This is a genomic window from Streptomyces sp. P17, from assembly GCF_032436805.1.
In the GTDB taxonomy this organism is placed as follows: domain Bacteria; phylum Actinomycetota; class Actinomycetes; order Streptomycetales; family Streptomycetaceae; genus Streptomyces.
On the sequence record NZ_JAVRBF010001120.1, the window covers coordinates 1 to 256 of the forward strand.

The 256-nt window shown below is 46.1% G+C and carries 1 protein-coding gene; it reads left to right on the forward strand.

The window, feature by feature from the left end:
• The coding region (locus RMT89_RS44135; RefSeq protein WP_315889388.1) for an ABC transporter substrate binding protein at positions 1-203 on the forward strand (203 nt) is incomplete at its 5' end.
• Positions 204-256 lie beyond the last annotated feature (53 nt).

Sequence of the window (256 nt, forward strand, 5' to 3'; positions counted from 1 at the left end):
CGACCATTGGTGTCAATCAAAAAGCGATCGGTGTCGCCACAGGCAAGATGACCGCGAAAATCGCGAAAGGTGAGATAAAACCTGCTGATACCGCTATTGAGATCATGCAAGATGGCGATGTGATCGTCAATGAAACAATCGCCAAGCAATTGGGGATCACCTTGGACCCAGCTGTGACAAAAGATGCTAAAGTGGTGAGCTGATCTGTCAAAAAGATTGAAAGCACCCCAGAGATTCTCTACAATATAAAAGAGGG